Source organism: Mycobacterium sp. GA-1199 (genome assembly GCF_001500045.1).
In the GTDB taxonomy this organism is placed as follows: domain Bacteria; phylum Actinomycetota; class Actinomycetes; order Mycobacteriales; family Mycobacteriaceae; genus Mycobacterium.
The window spans coordinates 28,799-45,170 of record NZ_LQIX01000011.1 but is presented as its reverse complement, the minus strand read 5'-3'; the positions used below and the strand labels follow the sequence as shown (position 1 = coordinate 45,170).

Below are 16,372 nucleotides of genomic sequence, written 5' to 3'. Positions count from 1 at the left end.
GCGCGAAGGCCTAGGCGGGTTCCAACCGCTCGAGGCGACCCTCGGTGAAGGACGCGACCTGGTCGATGATCACCCGCAGGCGGGCGCCGTCGTCGCCGGCGGAATTGAAAGCCGGTACGAAGATGGGGTCGAGCGTCGCCGGTGCGCCGGCGGCGACCCACCCCACCACGCGGTGCACGCGTTCGCGCTGCCGGGCCTGCAGTTCCAGATGCCGGGGATCCGACATGATGAACTGCAGGGCCAGGATCTTGAGCACGGCCACCTCGGCCCGCACCAGCTCCGGGACGTGCACGTCGGCCTGGTAGCGAACCAAGGGCCCCCGGCCGGATTGCTCGCGGGTCGCCGCGATGGCCGCGGACGCGAACCGGCCGACGAGCTCGCTGGTCAGCTTCTTGAGCGCGACGGATGCGGCCAGCGTGCCGTCGTACTTACCCACAGCGGCCACGACCGGCAGACTGGACAGCCGCGATGCGGCGGCCACCAGGTCGTCGGACCGCAGCCCGGCACCCATCCCGCTCGACTCCCCCAACCGACCCAGTACCGCCGCGGCGTCCGTGTCGGCCAGCACCCGCATGTCGATGCGACCGGAGACCACCCCGTCCTCGACGTCGTGCACCGAATAGGCGACGTCGTCGGCCCAGTCCATGACCTGGGCCTCCAGGCAGGGTTTCTCCGCGGGCGCATCGGCGCGCACCCAGTCGGCCACCGGCACGTCGTCCTCGTAGAAACCGAACTTGGTGGGTCGGCTTCCGCGTCGCCACGGATACTTGGTGACGGCGTCCAGCGCGGCCCGGGTGAGGTTCAGCCCCGCGCTACCGCCTTCTGCGTCAAGGGTTTTCGGCTCGAGGCGGGTCAGGATTCGGAAATTCTGGGCGTTGCCCTCGAAGCCGCCGCAGTCGGCGGCGATCTCGTTGAGGGCACGCTCGCCGTTGTGGCCGTACGGCGGGTGACCGATGTCGTGAGCCAGGCCGGCGAGGTCGACGAGGTCCGGGTCGCAGCCCAGGCCGATCGCCATACCGCGGCCGATCTGGGCGACCTCCAGCGAATGGGTCAGCCGGGTGCGTGGCGTTTCACCCTGGCGCGGCCCGACCACCTGCGTCTTGTCGGCCAACCGGCGAAGGGCCGCACAGTGCAGCACCCGCGCCCGGTCACGCGCGAAATCGGTGCGGTGCTCGGTGTCGGTACCGGGCAGCGCGGCGCCCTTCGGCGGCTCGACCACCCATCTCTGGCGGTCGACCTCGTCGTAGGGATCTCCGTGCCCTGTCAGCTTGCCTGTCACCGACGGATAGTCTGCCAGCACCAAAACCGGCCCGACCGTGGCGCGCACTAGATTGGCGGGCATGCGCCTCGTCCGCTTGCTGACCCTCGTGCTCGCCATGCTCACCGCCGGCACGCTCATCGCGCCGACGGTGGCAGCCGAGCCGCCGTTTCGACTGCCGGGTTACGTCACCGACAACGCGGGCGCCCTCGACAGCGCCGGCCAGGCGGACGTGACCTCGGCGGTCGACTCGCTCTACAACAGCAGCAGGACCCGGTTGTGGGTCGTCTACGTCGACACGTTCTCCGGTCAGCCGGCCGAGACGTGGGCGCGCAACACCATGCGCACGAGCGACCTGGGTTCCTATGACGCCCTGTTGGCGGTGGCCACGGTCGACCGTTCGTACGCCTTCCTGGTGCCCGACAGCGCGACGGAGTTGAGCTCGGGCCGGGTGGAAAGCGTGCGGCGCAACGACATCGAGCCCGCACTGCGCAACAGCGACTGGGCCGGGGCGGCGGTCGCGGCCGCCGAAGGGCTCGCCCGCTCGGGCAGCTCGGGTTCGACGCTCAGCTGGACCGGATTGCTCATCGCCCTGGGAGTGATCGCGCTCGCGGTGGTGGTGCTGATGATCTGGCGGCGTCGGCGCAGGCGCAAGCGCCGGGAGGCCGAATTCGCCGCTGCGCGCAGAGTCGACCCGAGTGACCCGCAGGCCCTGGCGGCGGTGTCGCTGGACGCGCTCGACGACCTCTCGCGAGCGATGGTGGTCGAGGTCGACAACGCGGTGCGGACCAGCGACCACGAACTCGAGTTGGCGGTCGAGGAGTTCGGCACCGCACGGACCGAGCCGTTCACGCGGGCGGTCACCAACGCGAAAACCACGCTCGCTCAAGCATTCAACGTCCGGCAGATCCTCGACGACGCCATCCCCGAAACCCCGGCGCAGCGGCGCGACCTGCTGACCCGCGTGGTCGTGGCGGCGGCCAAGGCCGACCGGGAGCTGGACGCGCAGCGCGACGCGTTCACCGAACTGCGGAACCTGGTGATCAACGCCCCGTCCAAACTGGACTCGATGACGCAGCGCGTCGTCGACATCACCGCCCGGCTCGAGCCGTCGCGTCAGAAACTCGCCGAACTGCACAGCGAGTTCGATGCGACGGCGCTGAGCTCGGTGGCCGGCAACGTCGACGCGGCCAAAGAGCTCCTCGACTTCGCCGATGAGAGCATCAGCCGCGGGCGCGACCTCGCCGCACGCCCGGTGCCGGGCCGCCAGAGTGAGCTCGTCGAATGCGTCCGTGCGGCGGAGTCGGCGCTGGTGCAGGCGCGCGGACTGCTCGACGCGGTGGACAGCGCCGCCAGTGACATCCGCCGCGCCGCTGCCACGTTGCCCGCAGCTATCGAGGACATCCAGAACGGCATCAAGCAGGCCGGCGCCCTGCTGCAGCAGGGAAGCGTGCCGCAGGCGGCGCAGTTGGCCAAGGCGCGTGACGCGGCAGCGGCCGCCGTCGCCGCCGCGCAGCGCTCGAAAGCCACTGACCCGCTGGGGACTTTCACCGAACTGACGAAAGCTGACGCGGATCTCGATCGGCTGCTGGCCGCCGTCGAGCAGGAGCGGGAGGCCGCCGAACGACTCAACCGGGCGCTGGACGAGGCGCTGTTCACGGCGCGGTCGCGGGTGCGGTCGGTGTCGGACTTCATCGACACCCGTCGCGGCATCGTCGGTCCCGAGGCCCGGACCCGGCTGGCCGAGGCCGTCCGTCAGATCGGCGCGGCCGAAGAGAGGCGGTCCACCGATCCGGCCGAGGCCATCAAGCACGCCAACGGCGCGGCGATGCTCGCCTCACAGGCGCAGAACCTGGCCAACGCCGACGTCCAGAACGCGCAGAGTTCGTACATGGGACCGTTCGGGGGTGGCCGCGGTGGTGGCGGCAACATGGGCGCGATCATCGGCGGCATCCTCATCGGCAACATCCTCAGCGGAGGAATGCGCGGCGGGTTCGGCGGATTCGGCGGGGGCGGATTCAGCCCCGGTTCGTTCGGCGGCTCCGGTGGCGGCGGCGGGATGTTCGGCGGCGGCGGCCGCTTCTAGGTCGCCCGGGGCGCGCTAGCGACCATAGCTCCTATGTCAAGCGGCGGCGTGTTGCGGTGATTGATCGTGGGTTTGATGGTCGGTGCGCAGGCGGTGGACGACGTCGCGGGCGATATAGCGCTTGAGGCAGCGCAGTGCAGCCTTTTTGGTTTTCCGCTCGAGTTTCTTTCGGTAGTAGCTCTGGCCGGGGCCCGGACAGCGGATCTGGGTGATGGCGATGCGGTGTAGTGCGGCGTTGAGTTGGCGGTTACCGGCGCGGCTCAACCGCACCCGGCCGGTGTTATCGCCAGACCACACTGGGATCGGTGCCACTCCGGCGTGGCGGGCGAAGGCGGCTTCGCTGCTGAAACGGGTGATTCCGGCGGTTTCGCCAACGATCTTGGCGGCGGTGAGCTCGCCACAGCCAGGCAACTCCAGCAGGGTCGGGACGACCTCGCGCACCCGCGCGCCGATGCGCTTTTCCAACGCGTTGATCTTGTCGGTGAGCTCGATGATCTCGAGCAGCTCCTCGCCGGCGAGTTCGGCCACCAAGCCTGAGTGAGCATCCAAAACGGCCCACAATGCCTGCTGATGTTTATCGCGGTCCAGTGCGCCCAGAACGAACTCAGGGTCGAGTTCATGGATCCGCCAGCGCAGCGAGTTGATCGTTGCGGTGCGTTGCCCCACAAGGGTTTCACGCCGGTCCACCAGCAACTTGAGTTCACGAGAGATCTCATCATGGGAGGCGATCGGCAGATCGGGTTCGCGCAATACTGCCCGCGCCACCGCCTCGGCGTCGATCGGATCAGACTTGCCCTGGCTGCGCGCCGAGGCCCGGGTTTGGGCCATCAACTTCGTCGGCACCCGCACCACTTTCTGCCCGTGCGAAAGCAGGTCACGTTCCAGGCGTGCCGACATGTTGCGGCAGTCCTCGATACCCCAGATGAGGTCAGTGCCGAAACGCTCCCGCGCCCACCTGATGGCCTCGGTATGTCCGGCGCTGGTGGCCTTGGCGGTCTTGGCCTCGAGTTTGCGGCCGACCTCGTTGACCGCCACAAAGGTATGGGTGCGCTTGTGTACATCGACTCCAACGACAACCATGGTGAATGTCTCCTTCACATATCAGGTGACACGAGGTTGGGCCGGTCGGCGGACAAAGCTCAGTGGGGGCGATGCCACGCTCCTATCAGGTCACGCCGGCCGGTCCTTCACACCCGATGCCGACAAAACGGTCGAACATCAACCGAAGGTGACAGCGAAATGCAGGGTCAGACATCGGGTGGTCCGGAACCAACCACTACGCAACGGGCGATGTCACGCCGACACACCGCAGCGCAGTACCATCACTCTGACACTGAGCGAAGTGTCACAGTTTCGCGGCGTGTTGCGGACAAACACGGGCGCTCGCGGTAGTGGGGCTAGCAGCCCTTGAGCCGGGCGGCGAGGTAGTCGCTGACGTTGTCCAGTGACACCCGGTCCTGCGTCATCGCGTCGCGCTCGCGGACGGTGACGGCCTGATCCTCGAGCGTGTCGAAGTCGACCGTCACGCAGAACGGGGTGCCGATCTCGTCCTGGCGACGGTAGCGGCGCCCGATCGCGCCCGCGTCGTCGAACTCCACGTTCCAGCACTTGCGCAGTTCCGCGGCCAGGTCCCGCGCCTTCGGCGAGAGCGCCTCGTTGCGCGACAGGGGCAGCACCGCGGCCTTCACCGGCGCGAGCCGCGGATCCAGCCGCAACACGGTGCGCTTGTCGACGCCGCCCTTGGCGTTGGGCGCCTCGTCCTCGGCGTAGGCGTCGACCAGGAACGCCATGAACGACCTCGTCAGCCCGGCCGCCGGCTCGATCACGTAGGGAACGTAGCGGGTGTCGTTGGCCTGGTCGTAGTACGACAGATCGGCACCGGAATGCTTTGAGTGCGTTGACAAGTCGAAGTCGGTGCGGTTGGCCACACCCTCGAGCTCACCCCACGGGTTGCCCTGGAACCCGAACTTGTACTCGATGTCGACGGTGCGGTCGGAGTAATGCGACAACTTCTCCTTCGGATGCTCGTAGAGCCGGAGGTTGTCGCGGTCGATGCCCAGGTCGACGTACCACTGCAGCCGCTCGTCGATCCAGTACTGGTGCCATTCGCGGGCGGTCGACGGCTCGACGAAGAACTCCATCTCCATCTGCTCGAACTCGCGGGTCCGGAAGATGAAGTTGCCCGGGGTGATCTCGTTGCGGAAGCTCTTGCCAGTCTGCGCGATGCCGAACGGGGGCTTCTTGCGTTGCGTGGTCACCACATTGGTGAAGTTGACGAAGATGCCCTGCGCGGTCTCCGGCCGCAGATAGTGCAGGCCTTCCTCGGTTTCGATCGGACCGAGGTAGGTCTTGAGCATCATGTTGAAGTCACGCGGTTCGGTCCACTGGCCTTTCGTCCCGCAGTCCGGGCAGGCGATCTCGGTCATCGCGACGGATTCGGGATCCTCGATCCCCTTTTTCTCGGCGTAGTTCTCCTGCAGGTGATCCTGTCGATGCCGCTTGTGGCAGTTGAGGCACTCGACGAGCGGGTCGTTGAACACGTCGACGTGTCCGGACGCCACCCACACCTCGCGGGGCAGGATGATCGACGAGTCCAGGCCCACGACGTCTTCGCGGCTGGTGACCACCGCCCGCCACCACTGGCGCTTGATGTTCTCCTTGAGTTCCACGCCGAGCGGGCCGTAGTCCCACGCCGACTTGGTGCCGCCGTAGATCTCCCCCGCCTGATAGACCAAACCGCGCCGCTTGGCCAGGTTCGCAACGGTGTCGATGATCGAGGAAGAATGAGCCACGACTGCATAGCCTAGCCACACCCTCACCGCCGCCGAGCGACCGCATTTGGACGGCGACACGCCGCGATTTCGGGGACAGACACGGTCGCTCGCGCCAAGGGTTGGGGGGCTGCGGTCCGGCGTTGACATGCATGGAAGCGCATGTATTGTTGGCCGTAATGAAAATCGTTTCCACTTTGGCTGACGGGCGCGACGCCACCGGGGACGCCCACGACCACGGCGGCGCACCGCTTCCCGAGCTGCCGCCGCGCGACGTGCTCGACACCTCCGGCGACCTGCTGAGGGCGTTGGCCGCCCCCGTCCGCATCGCGATCGTGCTGCAGTTGCGGGAGTCGGCGCGCTGCGTGCACGAGCTCGTCGACGCGCTGGCCGTGCCCCAGCCGTTGGTCAGCCAGCACCTGCGCATCCTGAAGGCCGCGGGCGTCGTTGCCGGTGAACGGTCCGGGCGCGAGGTGATGTACCGCCTCGTCGATCATCACCTCGCCGACATCGTCGTCGCTGCGGTGACGCACGCGGCCGAGGGCCACGAGTGAACACGACCGGAGTGCGCGCCACCCGACAACGTGCGGCCATTGCAGCCCTGCTGGAGAACGTCCACGAGTTTCGTTCGGCCCAGGAACTCCACGACGAGCTCCGCCGGCGCGGCGAGGGCATCGGGCTGACGACCGTGTACCGCACCCTGCAACAGATGGCGGCCTCAGGCGTCGTCGACACGTTGCGCACCGACACCGGCGAGTCGGTGTACCGCCGCTGTTCGGAAGACCACCATCACCACCTGGTCTGCCGCGCGTGCGGTTCGACGGTGGAGATCCAGGGCGGCGACGTCGAGACCTGGACGGCCGACATCGCCCGGCAGCACGGCTTCTCCGATGTCAGCCACACGATCGAGATCTTCGGCGTCTGCGGCCAGTGCGCGGCGACGAACGGTTCAGCCGACTAACGCGCGGCGTACCTCGGCGCCGGTGGCGAGCACCATCAGGATCAGCGTGCGCAGTGCGTCGTCGGTGAGCCCGGCGGCGGGAAAGTTGTAGCGCAACAGCACATCCGCGGCCTTCTTCGAGTTGCGCTTGGCTCCGGCGGCAACCTCCTTCGGTGCGCTCTTGGAGGCCAGCGACACCGTACCCAGCAGCGTGTTGTGGGCGTGTTCGGCGACCGCGGCGCGCAGCTTGGCGTCCAGCGGTAGATCCCAGGCCAGAATCTGGGTGAGCGACACCAACTCCAGACCCTCGGCGACCGGAACCGTGCGCAGGGAGGCGAAGGTCTCGTCGTGGTGAACGGTGACCGCCCCGTCGTCCTCGCGCGTCACGGGCAGCACGCCTTCGAGGATCTCGCCGAGGCGCTCCTGCAGTGCCATCAGGCTCTGCCGCTCAGGTACATCATCAGGCTCTCCCGAAGCGCCGGTTGCGGTTGACGTACTCCTCGCAGGCGGCCCACAGATCACGCCGGTCGTAGTCCGGCCACAACTTGTCCTGGAAGACGAACTCCGCGTAGGCGGCCTGCCAGAGCAGGAAGTTGCTGGCGCGCTGCTCCCCCGAGGTCCGGATGAACAGGTCGACGTCGGGGATGTCGGAGCGGTGCAGGTGCTTGGCGAACGTCGCCTCGCTGATGCGGTCCGGCTTGATCTTGCCGTCGGCGGCCAACCGCGCGAGCTCACGGGTCGCCTCGACGATCTCGGTGCGGCCGCCGTAGTTGACGCAGTAGTTGATGGTGATGACGTCGTTGCCGACGGTCATCTGCTCGGCGATGTCGAACTCCTTGATCACGCTGCGCCACATGCGCGGCCGCGAGCCCACCCAGCGCATCCGCACGCCCATGTCGTTGAGATTCTCCCGGCGGCGACGCACCACCTCCCGGTTGAAACCCATCAGGAAGCGCACCTCTTCGGTGCTGCGTTTCCAGTTCTCGGTGGAAAACGCATACACCGTCAGGTGTTTGATGCCGATTTCGATTGCGCCACAGGTGATGTCGATGAGGACGGCCTCACCCATCTTGTGCCCCTCGGTGCGGTGCAGGCCACGCTGAGTGGCCCAGCGCCCGTTGCCGTCCATGACGACCGCGACGTGGCGGGGCACCTGGTCGGCCGGGATCCGCGGCGCGGCCTCCTTCGACGTGTGCTGGGGCGGACGCGCGAACCGGCCGTTGGTGCCCGCGGGGATCTCGGGGAAGACGACGGGCCACGTCGACTTGTCCGGGAACGTGGGATAGTCGTCAGGCGCCGGGGGCAGCTGTGGGTAGGTCGGCGGAGCCTTCTTCCTCCGCCCATCCCGTTCGCTTGCCATGTGGCACATCCTGCCCGACCACCGACACATGCTCGTCGCCGACACTCTTATCCACCCGGTACACCCGTTCCACCAGCGGCAACGTCCGCAATTGGCGCTCCAGGTGCCACTGCAGATGTGCGGCCACCAGCCCGCTGGCCTGGCTGCGGTGCGACGCCGTCGACGTCTCGGCGTGCTCCCAATCCCCGTCATGCAGCGCGGCCATCAGGTCCAGCACAGCCTGCGGCGGGGTCACCGACCCGGAGGGCCGGCAGTGCACGCACACGCTGCCCCCGGCCGCCACGTGGAACGCCCGGTGGGGACCCGGCGCAGCGCAGCGGGCACACTCGGTCAACGCCGGGGCCCAGCCCGCGATGCCCATGGCGCGCAACAGGTACGCATCCAACACGAGCTCACGGGGTCGGCCGCCGTCGGCCACTGCCCGCAACGCGGCCACCGTCAACCGGTGCAGCGCGGGCATCGGGGCGCGTTCCTCACCGGCCAGGCGTTCGGCGGTCTCCAACACCGCGCAGGCACAGGTGTAGCGGCCGTAGTCGCTGACGATGTCGGAGGCGAACGCGTCGATGGCCTGTACCTGGGTGACGATGTCGAGGTTGCGGCCCGGATGCAGCTGAACGTCGATGTGCGCGAACGGCTCCAGCCTGGCGCCGAACTTGCTGCGGGTGCGCCGCACCCCCTTGGCCACCGCCCGCACCAACCCGTGATCGCGGGTGAGAAGTGTCACGATGCGGTCGGCCTCGCCGAGCTTGTGCTGGCGCAGCACCACCGCCCGGTCCCGATACAGCCGCATCGGTTCAGTCTCCCACTGCGGTCCGTCAGATTCCGATCCGCACCGCCGATAAGCTTTCACTCGATGGTCAAAAACGCGCGCTTCCCCACACTCACTCAACAGCTCTTCCAGCTGGCGAGCGGCTCTGTCACGTCGGTGGAACTGGTTACGCGCTCGCTCGACGCCATCGCGGCCAGCCAGCCGACGCTCAACGCGTTCCGCGTCGTGTTCACCGAGCAGGCCCTGGCCGACGCCGCCCGCGCGGACCGCAAACGCGCCGCGGGCCATGATCTTTCGAAGTATCCGCTCTGCGGCATACCCATCGCGGTCAAGGACGACGTCGACGTCGCGGGCCACCCGACCAGGTTCGGCGCCGACGGAGACGTCCGCCCCGCGACCCGGGACGCCGAGGTGGTGCGGCGGTTGAAGGCCGCGGGCGCGGTCATCGTCGGCAAGACCAACACCTGCGAACTGGGTCAGTGGCCGTTCACCAGCGGGCCCGCATTCGGCCACACCCGCAACCCGTGGTCGCGCGACCACACGCCCGGCGGTTCGTCCGGCGGCAGCGCCGCGGCGGTGGCGGCCGGGCTGGTGACCGCCGCGATCGGATCCGACGGGGCGGGCAGCGTGCGCATCCCCGCCGCGTGGACACATCTCGTCGGCATCAAACCGCAGCGCGGCCGCATCTCGACATGGCCGCTGCCCGAGGCGTTCAACGGGATCACGGTCAACGGTGTGCTGGCGCGCACCGTCGCCGATGCCGCGCTGGTGCTCGACGCCGCGTCCGGCAACGTCGCGGACGATCGCCACCAGCCGCCGCCGGTCAAGGTTTCGGAGTACGTGGCTCAGGCGCCCGGCCCCCTGCGGATCGCGATGTCGACGAAGTTTCCGTTCACGGTGTTCCGGGCCAAGTTGCACCCGGAGATCCAGGCAGCGATGTCTGTCGTCGCCGCTCAGCTCGAGGACCTCGGGCACAGCCTGTTCGCCGCCGATCCCGACTACAGCCTCGAGATGTCGTGGAACTTCCTGTCCCGGTCCACGTCGGGGCTGCTGGACTGGGCGGACCGGCTCGGTCATGGCGTCACCCTGGACAAACGGACCAAGGCGAACCTGCGCACCGGCCGGCTGCTCTCGGAGCACGTGCTGCGCAAGGCCCGCGCCCGCGAGGCTCGCGCGCACCGTCGCATCGGATACATCTTCAACATCGCCGATGTGGTGCTGGCGCCGACGACCGCGCAGCCGCCGCCGAAGGTGCACGAGTTCGACGAGCTCGGCGGGCTGGCCACCGACCGCACGATGATCAAGGCGTGCCCGGTGACCTGGCCGTGGAATCTGCTGGGCTGGCCGTCGATCAACGTGCCGGCCGGATTCACCTCCGAAGGTCTGCCGATCGGCGTTCAGCTGATGGGCCCGGCCAACAGCGAACCGTTGCTGGTCTCGCTGGCCGCGGAACTGGAGGCGATCAACGGCTGGACGGTGCGCCAGCCCGACCCGTGGTGGCTCCCCGCACCCGCCCCCGACCCCGAAACCGCGGCGTCCGAGGAGCCCGCGGCGGCCCACGACCGGCGCGAAGACGAGGACGTCTCCGACGAGGTCGCGTAGAGTCTGCCGACATGAGAGCGCTGCGTTACGCGTGCGCATTGCCGGTTCTGGGGCTGGTGGGCGGCTTGGTGACTGGAGTTCCGACCGCGGCCGCTGACAACAAGCGGTTCAACGACGGTGTGGTGGCCAACGTCTACACCGTGCAGCGACAGGCCGGCTGCGACACCGACATCAAGATCAACCCGAAGCTGCGCCTGGCCGCCGAATGGCACACCAACGACGTGCTCAACAACCGAGCGCTGGGCGGCGACATCGGGTCGGACGGAAGCACGGTGGCCGACCGGGCGCGCAATGCCGGCTACGCGGGCGCCGTCACGGAGACGGTGGCCATCAACCCCGCGCTGGCGATGAGCGGCATCGAGTTGATCAACCAGTGGTACCACCGGCCCGACTACAAGGCGATCATGGCCGACTGTTCTAACGTCGACATCGGCGTGTGGTCGGCGAACGCGCTCGACCGCACGGTGGTGGTGGCGGTCTACGGCAAGGGGGACGGCGCCCCACCGGCACACGGCCCTGGACGGCCCTTCGGGGAGCCCGGCTCGGGCGCCCAGAGCTGAGCTAGAAACCCAGGCGGCCCAGCTGTTTCGGGTCGCGTTGCCAGTTCTTGGCGATCTTGACCCTCAGGTCGAGATAGACCTTGGTGCCCAGCAGCTTTTCGATCTGCTTTCGCGCGGCGGTGCCGACCTCGCGCAACCTGGCCCCGCCCTTGCCGATGACAATGCCCTTCTGGCTTTCGCGTTCGACGAACAGGATGGCGTGCACGTCTATCAGCTCACCCTGCTCCGGTGTGCGGCCTTCCCGCGGGGTGACCTCCTCGATGACGACGGCCAGCGAGTGAGGGAGTTCGTCGCGCACACCTTCGAGCGCGGCCTCACGGATCAGCTCGGCCATCAGGGTCTCCTCGGGCTCGTCGGTGAGCTCCCCGTCGGGGTAGAACGCGGGCCCCGGCGGCAGTTCGGAAGCCAGCACGTCGACGAGCACATCGAGGTTGTCCGCCGCGGTCGCCGACACCGGAACGATCTCGGTGTCGGGGCCGACCAGTTCGCTCACGTCGACCAGTTGCGCCGCGACGCGGTCCCTGGACACCTTGTCGATCTTGGTGACAATCGCGACCAGCGTGGTCTTGGGGGCGACCGCGCGGATCTGGTCGTGGATCCAGCGGTCGCCGGGGCCGATCTTCTCGTCGGCGGGGATGCACCATCCGATGACGTCGACCTCGGAGTAGGTGTCCTTGACCAGGTCGTTGAGCCGCTGGCCGAGCAGCGTGCGCGGACGGTGCAGCCCCGGGGTATCGACGAGCACGATCTGGAATTTCTCCCGGTGCACGATTCCGCGGATGGTGTGCCGGGTGGTCTGCGGGCGGTTCGACGTGATCGCGACCTTGGTGCCGACCAGCGCGTTGGTCAACGTCGACTTACCGGTGTTGGGCCGGCCGACGAAACAGACGAAGCCCGAACGGAATTCGTCGCTCACGGGTTTGACACCGGACGCCCGGACCGATCGGCGACGATCACCACCGCGTCCGCCGACAGCTCGCGCACCGCCGCCACGCCCGCGTCGTCGGAGGATCCGCCGAGCACCACCGCGGCCTCCAGACCGGTGGCACCGCTCGACACCGCTGCGGCCACCGCGGCCTGTAAGGCGGTCAGTTCCAACGCCGTCAGCGCCACCGGAGCCGCCGCGTAGGTGCGCCCGTCGCGGTCACGCACGGCGGCGCCGCTGCCCGCCTCGGCCCTCGCCATCGCCCCGCGCGCCAGCGTCACGAGCTTGGCGTCCTCACTGTCGAGGTCAGTCATCGTGCCTCACCGCTCTTCGCCCAAGCGCTCATTGTTGTCCTCGCCGTCTCCTTGGTCAGACTCGGTGCGACTGACCAGCACCGTGCCGATGCGCACCCGCCCGCGGTGGTCCGGTCCGCCTTCGGCCTGCAGCCGCAGCCCGTCCCACGTCACCTCCGCGCCCGGGAGCGGGACGCGACCGAGTTCCAGCGCGACCAGACCGCCGACAGTGTCCACGTCGAGATCGTCGTCGAACTCGATGTCGTAGAGCTCGCCGAGGTCCTCGATCGGCAACCGGGCCGAGACGCGATAGCGGTTGTCGCCCAGGTCTTCTACGGGGACCACTTCGCCGGCATCGTACTCGTCGACGATCTCACCGACGATCTCCTCGAGCACATCCTCGATGGTGACCAGGCCGGCGATCGCACCGTACTCGTCGACCAGCAGCACCATGTGGACGCGGTCGCGTTGCATCTCGCGCAGCAGCTCGTCGAGCGGCTTGGAATCGGGTACGAACACCGTGCGCCGCATGACATCGGAAACCTTGGTGCCGCGACCGCCGTCGGTCGAGTAGTACGTCCGCTGTACAAGGTCTTTGAGGTAGACGACGCCGACGATGTCGTCGACGTTCTCCCCGATCACGGGGATACGGGAGTGGCCGCTGCGCACGGCGAGCGAGGTCGCCTGCCCCGCCGTCTTGTCGCTTTCGATCCACACCATCTCGGTGCGCGGCACCATGACCTCGCGTGCCGGGGTGTCACCAAGTTCGAACACCGACTGGATCATTCGCCGCTCGTCGTCGGCCACCACACCGCGCTGCTGCGCCAGGTCAACCACCTCGCGCAGTTCGATCTCGGAGGCGAACGGGCCGTTGCGGAATCCGCGACCCGGTGTCAGCGCGTTCCCGATCAGCACCAGCAGCCGGCTGATCGGTGTCAGCAACACCGAAAGCGCTTGCAGCGGAAGGGCGGCGAGCAGGGCGATCGTGTAGGCGTGTTGTCTGCCGATTGTGCGGGGGCCGACGCCGATCACGACGAAGCTCACCACCACCATGATCGCGGCGGCGACGAACAACCCCCATGTGACGCCGAGATGCCCGTCGAGGTAGGCGGCCAGCAACACCGTCGGCCCGACCTCACAAGCGATGCGCAGCAGCACGATCAGGTTGATGTAGCGCGGGCGCTCGGCCATCACCCTGGCCAACCGCACCGCTCCCGGTCGTTCCTCGCGGACGAGTTCCTCGACGCGGGCCATCGACACCGTGCTCAGCGCCGCGTCGATCGCCGCGAAAAGCCCGCCGAAGAAGACGAGGACGATCGCGAAGATCAGCTGTCCGGCGCCGGTCACAGCTCGTCGAAGTATCGGGAGTTGTCGAGAAGCCGGCGTTCCTTCTCGGACTGGCGGTCCTGGTGGTAGGCCTCGACCTGGTCGGCGACCCACTCCTCGAGCAGTTGACGCTGCAGGGTGAACATCTCTTTTTCCTCGGCGGGCTCGGCGTGGTCGTAGCCCAGCAGGTGCAACACCCCGTGCACGGTGAGCAGCGCCAGCTCCTGGCCCAGCGAATGCCCGGCCGCGGCGGCCTGATCGGCGGCGAACTGCGGGCACAGCGCGATGTCGCCCAACATCGCCGGACCGGGTTCGGGGGCGTCGGGCCGGCCGCCGGGCTCCAGCTCGTCCATGGGGAAGCTCATGACGTCGGTGGGACCGGGCAGGTCCATCCACCGCATGTGCAGATCGGCCATCGCCGCGGTGTCGAGCAGCACCATCGACAATTCGGCCGCGGGGTTGACCTTCATCTTGCGGATGACGAAGCGGGCGACGCTGATCAGTTCCTCTTCGGAGACGTCGATGCCCGACTCGTTGGACACCTCGATGCTCATATCGACCGCTACCGTCGGGACCGGGAGCCGGAGGCGCGGCGCTGTGCCCGGTTCAGCTGCGTGGGTTCGTCGTGTCGCGCGTACGCATCGACGATCTCCGAGACCAGCCGGTGCCGCACGACGTCGGCGCTGGTGAGCTCGGCGAAGTGGATGTCGTCGATGCCGTCGAGAATCCGCATCGCCGCGTGCAGGCCCGAAGCGGCGCCGCCGGGCAGGTCGACCTGCGTGATATCGCCTGTCACAACGATTTTGGAGTTGAAGCCGAGCCGGGTCAAAAACATCTTCATCTGCTCGGCGGTGGTGTTCTGCGCCTCGTCGAGGATGATGAACGCATCATTCAAGGTGCGGCCACGCATGTACCCCAGCGGCGCCACCTCGATCACCCCGGCGCTCATCAGCTTCGGGATCAACTCGGGGTCCATCATGTCGTGCAATGCGTCGTAGAGCGGGCGCAGATACGGGTCGATCTTCTCGCTCAGCGTGCCGGGCAGGAAGCCGAGTCGCTCACCGGCCTCCACGGCAGGCCGGGTGAGGATGATCCGCGACACCTGCTTGGACTGTAAAGCGTTGACCGCCTTGGCCATCGCCAGATACGTCTTGCCGGTGCCCGCCGGGCCGACGCCGAACACGATGGTGTGCGCGTCGATGGCGTCGACGTAGCGCTTCTGGTTCAGCGTCTTGGGCCGGATGGTCTTGCCGCGCCGCGACAGGATGTCGAGGGTGAGCACCTCGGCGGGCGACTCGTTGCCGGTTCCGGTGAGCATCCCGACGCTGTGCCGCACGACGTCGGGGTTCAGGGCCTGCCCGTTGCTCACGATCGCGATCAGCTCGGAAATCACCCGTTCGGCCAGCGCGACGTCGGCGGGTTCGCCGGACAGGGTCAGCGCGTTGCCGCGCACATGGATGTCGGCCGCCAGGACGCGTTCGAGCGCGCGCAGATTCTCGTCGGCGGAACCCAATAGGCCCACGACGAGGTCGGGCGGAATGTTGATGCTGCTGCGTACCGACTCAGAAGACTGATCAGAGTCAGCGGTCGTCTCGCGGGGCGTCAAGAGGGTTCAGTGCCTGCTTTCTGGTTCTGACCTGGCCGTTGCAGATGGTCTGTTCACAGTTTACCGCTGGTCAGCGACACGACCCAATGCTCGAGGCGGCCGTGTATCACGACCACCGGTCGGTCAGCACGCCCAACGCCCCCAGCGCGACGGCCGCGGCACTCGAGGTCCGCAGCACCGTGGGCCCCAACCGCACGACCGTCGCGCCCGCGTCTGTCAGCGCTGCGATCTCGTCGTCGGCGATGCCACCTTCGGGCCCCACCACCAGGACCACCGAATCCGCCGCGGCCACCGGCACATCGGCGAGCCGCTGCGTCGCCGATTCGTGCAGCACGACTACGACGGCGTCCCGGTCGCCGAGCCCGGCGACCAACTGGGCCGTCGAAACGGGTCCGCTGACCTCGGGGATGCGTGCCCGCCGCGACTGCCGGGCCGCCGAGCGGGCCACCGCACCCCACCGGCGCAAACCCTTTTCGGCCTTGGCCGCCGAGTCCCACCGGGCCACGCAGCGCGCGGCCTGCCAGGCCACGAACGCATCGGCGCCCGCCTCGGTCGCCAATTCGATCGCCAGTTCCGAGCGGTCCGACTTGGGCAGCGCCTGCACGACGGTCACGGTCGGCGACGGGGGCGGTACGAAGCGCCGGTCCAGCACGCGCGCGGTCAACCTGCCCTTTGTGACCTCGCTGACCTCGCAGTTCGCCAACTCTCCGGCGCCGTCGCTGAGCTGCAGCGGCTCACCCGGCCGGATGCGGCGCACATTGGCGGCGTGAAAGCCCTCGTCGCCCTCGACGACCGCCAACTCACCGACCGCAGGCAGGGAGTCGACGTAGAACAGGCCCTGCGTCACGGCTTGTAGACCCGAGACTGCACTGATGG

17 protein-coding genes are annotated in these 16,372 nt (G+C 68.2%); 5 read left to right on the top strand and 12 right to left on the bottom strand.

All coding sequences use genetic code 11. The annotated features are described in order from the left end of the window. Positions 1 to 10: 10 nt before the first annotated feature. Positions 11 to 1,342 (bottom strand): deoxyguanosinetriphosphate triphosphohydrolase, encoded by a 1,332-nt coding sequence (locus AU198_RS08685; RefSeq protein ID WP_082690931.1) that lies wholly within the window; start codon positions 1,340 to 1,342, stop codon positions 11 to 13. Between AU198_RS08685 and AU198_RS08680 the strand changes: the two genes are divergently transcribed. Beyond that, complete coding sequence (locus AU198_RS08680; RefSeq protein ID WP_064347622.1) at positions 1,341 to 3,344, top strand: TPM domain-containing protein; 2,004 nt, start codon at positions 1,341 to 1,343, stop codon at positions 3,342 to 3,344. The genes AU198_RS08685 and AU198_RS08680 overlap by 2 nt on opposite strands. Before the next feature lie 36 nt (positions 3,345 to 3,380). On the opposite strand, the gene AU198_RS08675 is transcribed toward AU198_RS08680, so the two are convergent. Together AU198_RS08675 and AU198_RS08670 are read right to left on the bottom strand one after the other, a co-directional pair. After that, positions 3,381 to 4,442: an IS110 family RNA-guided transposase gene (locus tag AU198_RS08675; protein ID WP_197416067.1), complete on the bottom strand. Its 1,062-nt coding sequence runs from the start codon at positions 4,440 to 4,442 to the stop codon at positions 3,381 to 3,383. A gap of 299 nt (positions 4,443 to 4,741) precedes the next feature. Further along, on the bottom strand, positions 4,742 to 6,136 hold the full coding sequence (locus AU198_RS08670; protein ID WP_064347620.1) for a glycine--tRNA ligase: 1,395 nt from the start codon (positions 6,134 to 6,136) through the stop codon (positions 4,742 to 4,744). Between the two features lie 158 nt (positions 6,137 to 6,294). Here AU198_RS08670 and AU198_RS08665 point away from each other — a divergent pair, with 158 nt between their 5' ends. Together AU198_RS08665 and AU198_RS08660 are read left to right on the top strand one after the other, a co-directional pair. Beyond that, positions 6,295 to 6,669, top strand: a complete 375-nt coding sequence (locus AU198_RS08665) for an ArsR/SmtB family transcription factor (RefSeq protein ID WP_064347618.1) — start codon at positions 6,295 to 6,297, stop codon at positions 6,667 to 6,669. Then, positions 6,666 to 7,076, top strand: coding sequence for a Fur family transcriptional regulator (locus tag AU198_RS08660; RefSeq protein WP_064347616.1), 411 nt, complete (start codon positions 6,666 to 6,668; stop codon positions 7,074 to 7,076). Before AU198_RS08665 ends, AU198_RS08660 begins: the two co-directional genes overlap by 4 nt. Here the strand turns inward: AU198_RS08660 and AU198_RS08655 are convergent. Genes AU198_RS08655 through recO form a run of 3 tightly spaced genes read right to left on the bottom strand, consistent with a single transcriptional unit; the run spans position 7,065 to position 9,205 of the window. After that, positions 7,065 to 7,490, bottom strand: a complete 426-nt coding sequence (locus AU198_RS08655) for a hypothetical protein (RefSeq protein WP_064347614.1) — start codon at positions 7,488 to 7,490, stop codon at positions 7,065 to 7,067. The two genes, AU198_RS08660 and AU198_RS08655, sit on opposite strands and share 12 nt — an antisense overlap. Before the next feature lie 25 nt (positions 7,491 to 7,515). Further along, on the bottom strand, positions 7,516 to 8,415 hold the full coding sequence (locus tag AU198_RS08650; RefSeq protein ID WP_064347613.1) for a decaprenyl diphosphate synthase: 900 nt from the start codon (positions 8,413 to 8,415) through the stop codon (positions 7,516 to 7,518). Then, positions 8,345 to 9,205 carry a DNA repair protein RecO gene (gene recO, locus AU198_RS08645; protein ID WP_064347611.1) on the bottom strand — a complete coding sequence of 287 codons (861 nt, stop codon included), beginning with the start codon at positions 9,203 to 9,205 and terminating at the stop codon, positions 8,345 to 8,347. Before recO ends, AU198_RS08650 begins: the two co-directional genes overlap by 71 nt. Before the next feature lie 63 nt (positions 9,206 to 9,268). Here recO and AU198_RS08640 point away from each other — a divergent pair, with 63 nt between their 5' ends. Both AU198_RS08640 and AU198_RS08635 read left to right on the top strand, forming a co-directional pair. Further along, a complete protein-coding gene (locus tag AU198_RS08640) occupies positions 9,269 to 10,786 on the top strand; it encodes an amidase (RefSeq protein WP_064347608.1) in 1,518 nt (505 codons plus the stop codon). A gap of 11 nt (positions 10,787 to 10,797) precedes the next feature. Continuing rightward, positions 10,798 to 11,346 carry a CAP domain-containing protein gene (locus AU198_RS08635; protein ID WP_064347607.1) on the top strand — a complete coding sequence of 183 codons (549 nt, stop codon included), beginning with the start codon at positions 10,798 to 10,800 and terminating at the stop codon, positions 11,344 to 11,346. A gap of 1 nt (position 11,347) precedes the next feature. Here the strand turns inward: AU198_RS08635 and era are convergent, their stop codons facing one another. From era to AU198_RS08605, 6 genes are all read right to left on the bottom strand, one after another. After that, positions 11,348 to 12,262 carry a GTPase Era gene (era, locus tag AU198_RS08630; protein WP_064347605.1) on the bottom strand — a complete coding sequence of 305 codons (915 nt, stop codon included), beginning with the start codon at positions 12,260 to 12,262 and terminating at the stop codon, positions 11,348 to 11,350. Further along, a complete protein-coding gene (locus tag AU198_RS08625) occupies positions 12,259 to 12,585 on the bottom strand; it encodes a cytidine deaminase-like protein (protein ID WP_064347603.1) in 327 nt (108 codons plus the stop codon). The genes era and AU198_RS08625 overlap by 4 nt, the downstream gene beginning before the upstream one ends. A gap of 6 nt (positions 12,586 to 12,591) precedes the next feature. Then, the gene (locus AU198_RS08620) at positions 12,592 to 13,911 is read right to left on the bottom strand and encodes a hemolysin family protein (protein WP_064347601.1); all 1,320 of its coding nucleotides are present in this window, start codon (positions 13,909 to 13,911) and stop codon (positions 12,592 to 12,594) included. Next, a complete protein-coding gene (gene ybeY, locus AU198_RS08615) occupies positions 13,908 to 14,444 on the bottom strand; it encodes an rRNA maturation RNase YbeY (RefSeq protein WP_064347598.1) in 537 nt (178 codons plus the stop codon). The genes AU198_RS08620 and ybeY overlap by 4 nt, the downstream gene beginning before the upstream one ends. Before the next feature lie 8 nt (positions 14,445 to 14,452). Continuing rightward, positions 14,453 to 15,496 (bottom strand): PhoH family protein, encoded by a 1,044-nt coding sequence (locus AU198_RS08610; protein ID WP_064347594.1) that lies wholly within the window; start codon positions 15,494 to 15,496, stop codon positions 14,453 to 14,455. Positions 15,497 to 15,602: 106 nt separating this feature from the next. Then, a complete protein-coding gene (locus tag AU198_RS08605) occupies positions 15,603 to 16,343 on the bottom strand; it encodes a 16S rRNA (uracil(1498)-N(3))-methyltransferase (protein ID WP_064347592.1) in 741 nt (246 codons plus the stop codon). Positions 16,344 to 16,372: the final 29 nt, after the last annotated feature.